The 5854-nt window shown below is 61.4% G+C and carries 3 protein-coding genes; 2 read left to right on the top strand and 1 reads right to left on the bottom strand.

Features of this window, described 5'->3' with window-relative positions; translation table 11 throughout:
- Positions 1-216 precede the first annotated feature (216 nt).
- A complete protein-coding gene (locus QMX91_RS28375) occupies positions 217-432 on the bottom strand; it encodes a ribosome modulation factor (protein ID WP_003223300.1) in 216 nt (71 codons plus the stop codon).
- Positions 433-964: 532 nt separating this feature from the next.
- Here QMX91_RS28375 and rlmKL point away from each other — a divergent pair.
- Both rlmKL and QMX91_RS28385 read left to right on the top strand, forming a co-directional pair.
- On the top strand, positions 965-3235 hold the full coding sequence (rlmKL, locus tag QMX91_RS28380; protein WP_097087615.1) for a bifunctional 23S rRNA (guanine(2069)-N(7))-methyltransferase RlmK/23S rRNA (guanine(2445)-N(2))-methyltransferase RlmL: 2271 nt from the start codon (positions 965-967) through the stop codon (positions 3233-3235).
- A 148-nt stretch (positions 3236-3383) separates the two neighbouring features.
- Positions 3384-5771, top strand: a complete 2388-nt coding sequence (locus QMX91_RS28385; protein ID WP_115990327.1) for a diguanylate cyclase — start codon at positions 3384-3386, stop codon at positions 5769-5771.
- The last annotated feature ends 83 nt before the right edge of the window (positions 5772-5854 follow it).

Raw genomic sequence — 5854 nt, forward strand, 5'->3', positions numbered from 1 at the left:
CGCGAAAGCGCTGTTTCAGTCAACATTTGCGGTGGCTGACACGACGCTTTCGCGAGCAAGCCCGCTCCCACAGGTTATGTGTGCAGTTCAAATGATTTGCGGGCATAAAAAAGGGCTCCTCGAAGGAGCCCCTGGGCCGTAGCCCGCCGTCCGGGAAGGACGTGCATGGTAAGTCGCTAAAAATTCAGATTGTCGTGTTGCAATAAGTGCCCTGTGTCAGCCGACGGCGTGAAGTTCGTTGAGTCTGTGGATCCCCGCAGTGCCGGTCATACCGTCCCAGTTGTCGCCGCGTCCTTCTCGCCAGCCGTTGATCCAGGCTTGGCGTACCGACGGTAGAGTAAATGGGCAAAGCTCGCGGGATTTGCCACCAACGCCATATTGATATCCGCGCAAAAATGCTCTTTCCAACGGATCACGCTTAAGTCTTCTCATAGGGTGTTTCCCTCACTTGTTGACTGTTTTCGTCGCGTTGACCTCAACCGAGGTCTGGCAGAAAAAACTCTGCCGTTGGGCGGCTCGCTGCCGGCGTGGCGAGCCAAGGTGTTGACGCCGTTGCGACGTCAACCTGTGGTCAGTTCTAACCAATGAGTCACACCGAGGGAATGATCGTTTTGTCATAAGGACGTAACGAAAATAGTGCTACAGCCATAAGTAACGACGGGTTTCATGAACGTTTTTTCAGCAAACCCCGGTATGATCGGCCCCGCACTGGATGATGGGGTTAATCCTTTAGTGAGAATGACCCACGTTTACGCTGGGGTAATATTCGACGAAGGGTTGCTTTGAGTCATTTTGTTTCATCAACTTTAATACCTGTCCTTGCATCTAAGCTCTTTTAACCCGAGCAGCGGGGATGGAACGGCACACCTTCGTGCCACGCGGGCGCTCTTTTAGAAAAGCGCCTGATTGAAAACCGGATCGGCAATGCGTTGTCGATTCACTAGCCAAAGGCTCTGGAAATACCATGTCCGACCGTTTCGAACTCTTCCTCACTTGCCCCAAAGGCCTTGAAGGCCTGCTCATCGAGGAAGCCGTCGGGCTTGGCCTTGAAGACGCCCGCGAGCACACCTCCGCCGTGCGTGGCATGGCGACCATGGAAACCGCTTATCGCCTGTGCCTGTGGTCGCGTCTGGCCAACCGGGTGCTGCTGGTGCTCAAGCGCTTCCCGATGAAAGACGCTGAAGACCTGTACCACGGCGTGCTTGACGTCGAGTGGCAGGATCACATGCTCGCCGACGGCACCCTGGCCGTCGAATTCAGTGGCCACGGCTCGGGCATCGACAACACCCACTTCGGTGCGTTGAAAGTCAAAGACGCCATCGTCGACAAACTGCGTACCCCGCAAGGCGACCGTCCGTCGATCGACAAGCTCAACCCGGATCTGCGCATTCACCTGCGCCTGGATCGCGGCGAAGCGATCCTGTCCCTCGACCTTTCCGGCCACAGCCTGCACCAGCGCGGTTACCGCCTGCAGCAGGGCGCGGCGCCGCTGAAGGAAAACCTCGCGGCAGCGATCCTGATCCGTTCCGGCTGGCCGCGCATTGCGGCCGAAGGCGGCGCGCTGGCTGACCCGATGTGCGGTGTCGGTACGTTCCTCGTCGAAGCCGGGATGATCGCCGCCGACATGGCGCCGAACCTGCGCCGCGAGCAGTGGGGCTTTACCGCATGGCTCGGCCACGTTCCGGCGCTGTGGAAAAAACTCCATGAAGAAGCGGTCGAACGTGCCGCCGCCGGTCTGGCCAAGCCGCCGCTGTGGATTCGCGGTTACGAAGCCGACCCGCGGCTGATTCAGCCGGGCCGCAATAACGTCGAGCGCGCCGGTCTGAGCGAGTGGATCAAGATCTATCAGGGCGAAGTCGCGACCTTCGAGCCGCGTCCGGACCAGAACCAGAAAGGTCTGGTGATCTGCAACCCGCCGTACGGCGAGCGTCTGGGTGACGAAGCCAGCCTGCTCTATCTCTACCAGAACCTCGGCGAGCGCCTGCGGCAGGCCTGCCTGAACTGGGAAGCGGCGGTGTTCACTGGCGCGCCGGATCTGGGCAAGCGCATGGGCATTCGCAGCCACAAACAGTATTCGTTCTGGAACGGCGCGCTGCCGTGCAAACTGTTGCTGATCAAGGTGCTGCCGGACCAGTTCGTCACTGGCGAGCGGCGGACTCCGGAACAGCGTCAGGCCGAGCGTGAGCAAGCGGCCTACGATCAGACGCCGAACGAGCCGCAAGAGCGCAAGTTCAACAAGAACGGCAACCCGATCAAACCGACGCCAGCCCCGGCGCCAGTGGTCGAGCAGCCGCGCCTGAGCGAAGGCGGGCAGATGTTTGCCAACCGCTTGCAGAAAAACCTCAAGGCGATGAGCAAGTGGGTCAAACGCGAAGGCATCGACTGCTACCGCGTCTACGATGCCGACATGCCGGAATACGCCATGGCCATCGACCTGTACCACGACTGGGTGCACGTGCAGGAATACGCCGCGCCGAAGTCGATCGATCCGGAAAAGGCCTCGGCGCGCATGTTCGACGCCTTGGCGGCGATCCCGCAGGCGCTGAACGTCGACAAGAGCCGCGTGGTGGTCAAGCGCCGCGAGCGTCAGAGCGGCACCAAGCAATACGAGCGTCAGGCGGCGCAGGGCAAGTTCAATGAGGTCAGCGAAGGCGGCGTCAAGCTGCTGGTGAACCTCACCGACTATCTCGACACCGGGCTGTTCCTCGATCACCGGCCAATGCGCATGCGCATTCAGAAAGAGGCGGCCGGTAAGCGCTTCCTCAATCTGTTCTGCTACACCGCGACCGCCAGTGTGCATGCGGCCAAGGGCGGTGCCCGCAGCACCACCAGCGTCGACCTGTCGAAGACTTACCTCGACTGGGCGCGGCGCAACCTGTCGCTAAACGGCTTCTCCGACAAGAACCGTCTGGAGCAGGGCGACGTGATGGCGTGGCTGGAAAGCAGCCGCGACGAGTACGACCTGATCTTCATCGACCCGCCGACCTTCTCCAACTCCAAGCGCATGGAAGGCATCTTCGACGTGCAGCGTGATCAGGTGCAGTTGATCGACCTGGCCATGGCACGTCTAGCCCCGGGTGGCGTGCTGTACTTCTCCAACAACTTCCGCAAGTTCCAGCTGGAGGAGAACCTGGCCGAACGTTACGCGGTCGAGGAAATCAGCGCGCAGACCATCGATCCGGATTTTGCGCGTAACACCAAGATCCACCGCGCCTGGAAAATCACGGCTCGTTGACGCTCGGTCTGGTTGGATCCACAGAGCCTTGATTTTTAAAGGCTCTTGGATCCGATCAGCGCTAGCCAAATTAATGGCTAATAGCTATAACTCAACTCATGGCCAATGGGGTTTTCCCCCCGAAACAATGGCGTCGTGAGTTGCCCCTATGTCGTTGCACCCCGTGCGCCCAAAGATTCTGGGTTTTATCAGCGAAGACGTCTCGGCCTGGCTGGTCGCGCTGCTGGTATTGCTCGCCGGCGGGATTCTCACGGGGCTGCTCGCCTGGGCCACCCTCAATCAGTTTCACCATCAACTGCGCCAACGCTTCCAGCTGCTGGCCAATGAGCGTTACAGCCGCATCGAAGAACGTTTCCAGGATCAGGAACAGCGTCTCGACGGCCTGCGCCGTTTCTTCGCCAACTCCGATTCGGTCTCACGCAACGAATTCGACGGCTATGCCAAACCGCTTCTATTACGCACCCAGGCCTATTCCTATGCGCCGCGGGTCAGCCGTGCCGAACGCCCGGCGGTCGAACAAGCCGTGCGTAACGAAGGCTTCAGTACCTTCACCTTTCGTGAACTGAACGCTGACGATCAGTTGCAGACCGCCGCTGATCGCCCCGAATACGTACCGGTGATCTACACCCAGAGCCTCAGCCGCTTGCCCACACCGCTGGGTTACGACTTGCTGGCGCAACCGTTGCGCCGGGCGACGCTGGAGCGCGCCGACCGCACCGGGCACATGGTGGTGTCGCAACCATTGCATCTGGTGGGGATTGATCCGGCGTATGCCCGGGGCGTCTTGCTGCTGGCGCCGGTCACTCGTGAAGGGGCGCCGAAAGGGCCGCCGCAAGGCTATGTGATGGCGGTGATCAGCATGCAGCAGTTGCTGGCCGACGGACTGCCGGAGGAGCACCAGGATTTCCTCAATGTCCGCATTCTCGACCTGTCCACCGATGAACAGCATGAAGTGCTCTACGAGTCCGCCAACCAGGCCGGGGCCAGTGATCTGTCCGCCACACGTCTGTTGCGCATGGCCGACCATGACTATCAAGTGGATATGCAGCCCAGCGAAGCGTTTCTGCAGGCCAACCATTCGTCAATCAGCAGCCTGGTGGTGCTGGGGGCGCTGCTGAGTCTGTTGCTCAGCGCACTGCTTTACGTGCTGGTCAGTCAACGCCAGCGCGCCTTGCGCATGGTCGAATTGCGCACCCAGGAACTGCACGCCCGCGAGCAGGAATTGCGCGGCACCCACGGTCAGTTGCGTGGCGTGCTGAATGCCGCAACCCAGGTGGCAATCATCGCCACCGACCTGCGCGGGGTGATCAACACCTTCAACCCCGGCGCCGAACAGATGCTCGGCTACAGCAGCGCTGATGTGGTCGGCCATATGACGCTGGAAAACCTGCATCTGCCGCGAGAGCTGGCCGCGCGTTCGGCGGAGTTGAGTGCGCGTTATGGCAAGAGCATTCCGACCTGCCACGCGATGCTGGTCGAGGGCGGCGAGGTCGGCGGTCATGAGGCGCGTGAGTGGACGCTGGTGCGCAGCGACGGCAGTCATCTGCCGGTGAACATGCTCGCCACCCCGGTGCTCGATGAGCAGGGGTTGTGGGTCGGGCATCTGGCGATCTGCATCGACATCACCGAGCGCAAGCGCGTACACGAGGCGCTGGCGGCGCGCGATGTATTGCTGAAAAAGCTCAGCGCGCACGTGCCCGGCGGCATCTATCAATTCAAGATGGAGTTCGACGGGCGCTTCAGCGTGATCTACGCCAGCGATGGCATCCGCGAGATCTACGAGCTGGAGCCGGACGTGCTGCTGCTCAATGCCGAGGCGATTTTCACCCGCATCCATCCACAAGACGTCTCGCGAGTGCGCAGCTCGATCCGTGCTTCGGCAGACAGCCTCAGCCCATGGCGCGAGGAATACCGTGTGCAGTTGCCCGAGCGCGGCCTGCGCTGGGTGCGCGGCGAGGCGACGCCGGAAGAGCTGCCGGGCGGCGGCGTGCTGTGGCACGGCTACATCTCGGACATTTCCGACTTGAAACGGGTGGAAGAGGAATTGCGGGCGCTGTCGGTCACCGACTCGCTGACCGGCATCCACAACCGCCGCTACTTCCAGGAACGCCTGACCACCGAAATGGCCCGGGTCGAACGTGGCGGCGGCGAGCTGTCGGTGATCATGCTCGACATCGATCACTTCAAGCGCATCAACGACCAGTACGGCCATGCCGTGGGCGACCGGGTGCTGCAGGCGGTGTGCGAGCGCATCGGCCATCGTTTACGGCGGACTGATGTGTTCTGTCGCCTGGGCGGCGAGGAGTTCATGGTGCTGTGCCCGGACATCGACGGCGAGCATGCGTACATGCTGGCGGTGGAGTTGTGGCAAGGCCTGCGCAGTGCGCCGGTGGATGTGGTCGGGGTGGTGACGGCCAGTTTCGGCATCGCCAGCTGGCGCCCGGGGGAGGGCGCGGATGCGCTGCTGCTGCGCGCGGATTCGGGGGTGTATGCGGCGAAGCAGGGCGGGCGTGATCGGGTTGAGCAGATGAGCTAAGCCTTGGCACGATCTACCTGTGGGAGCGGGCTTGCTCGCGAAAGCGGTGTGTCAGCCAGCAAAAATACTGACTGATCTGACGC

The sequence above is a fragment of the Pseudomonas sp. PS01299 genome, assembly GCF_029960145.1.
Classification (GTDB): Bacteria; Pseudomonadota; Gammaproteobacteria; order Pseudomonadales; family Pseudomonadaceae; genus Aquipseudomonas; species Aquipseudomonas putida_A.

Excerpts from the sequence above, each read along its gene's own strand:
- QMX91_RS28375 (WP_003223300.1), bottom strand. The coding sequence starts at position 432 with ATGAGAAGACTTAAGCGTGATCCGTTGGAAAGAGCATTTTTGCGCGGA.
- rlmKL (WP_097087615.1), top strand. The coding sequence starts at position 965 with ATGTCCGACCGTTTCGAACTCTTCCTCACTTGCCCCAAAGGCCTTGAA.
- QMX91_RS28385 (WP_115990327.1), top strand. The coding sequence starts at position 3,384 with ATGTCGTTGCACCCCGTGCGCCCAAAGATTCTGGGTTTTATCAGCGAA.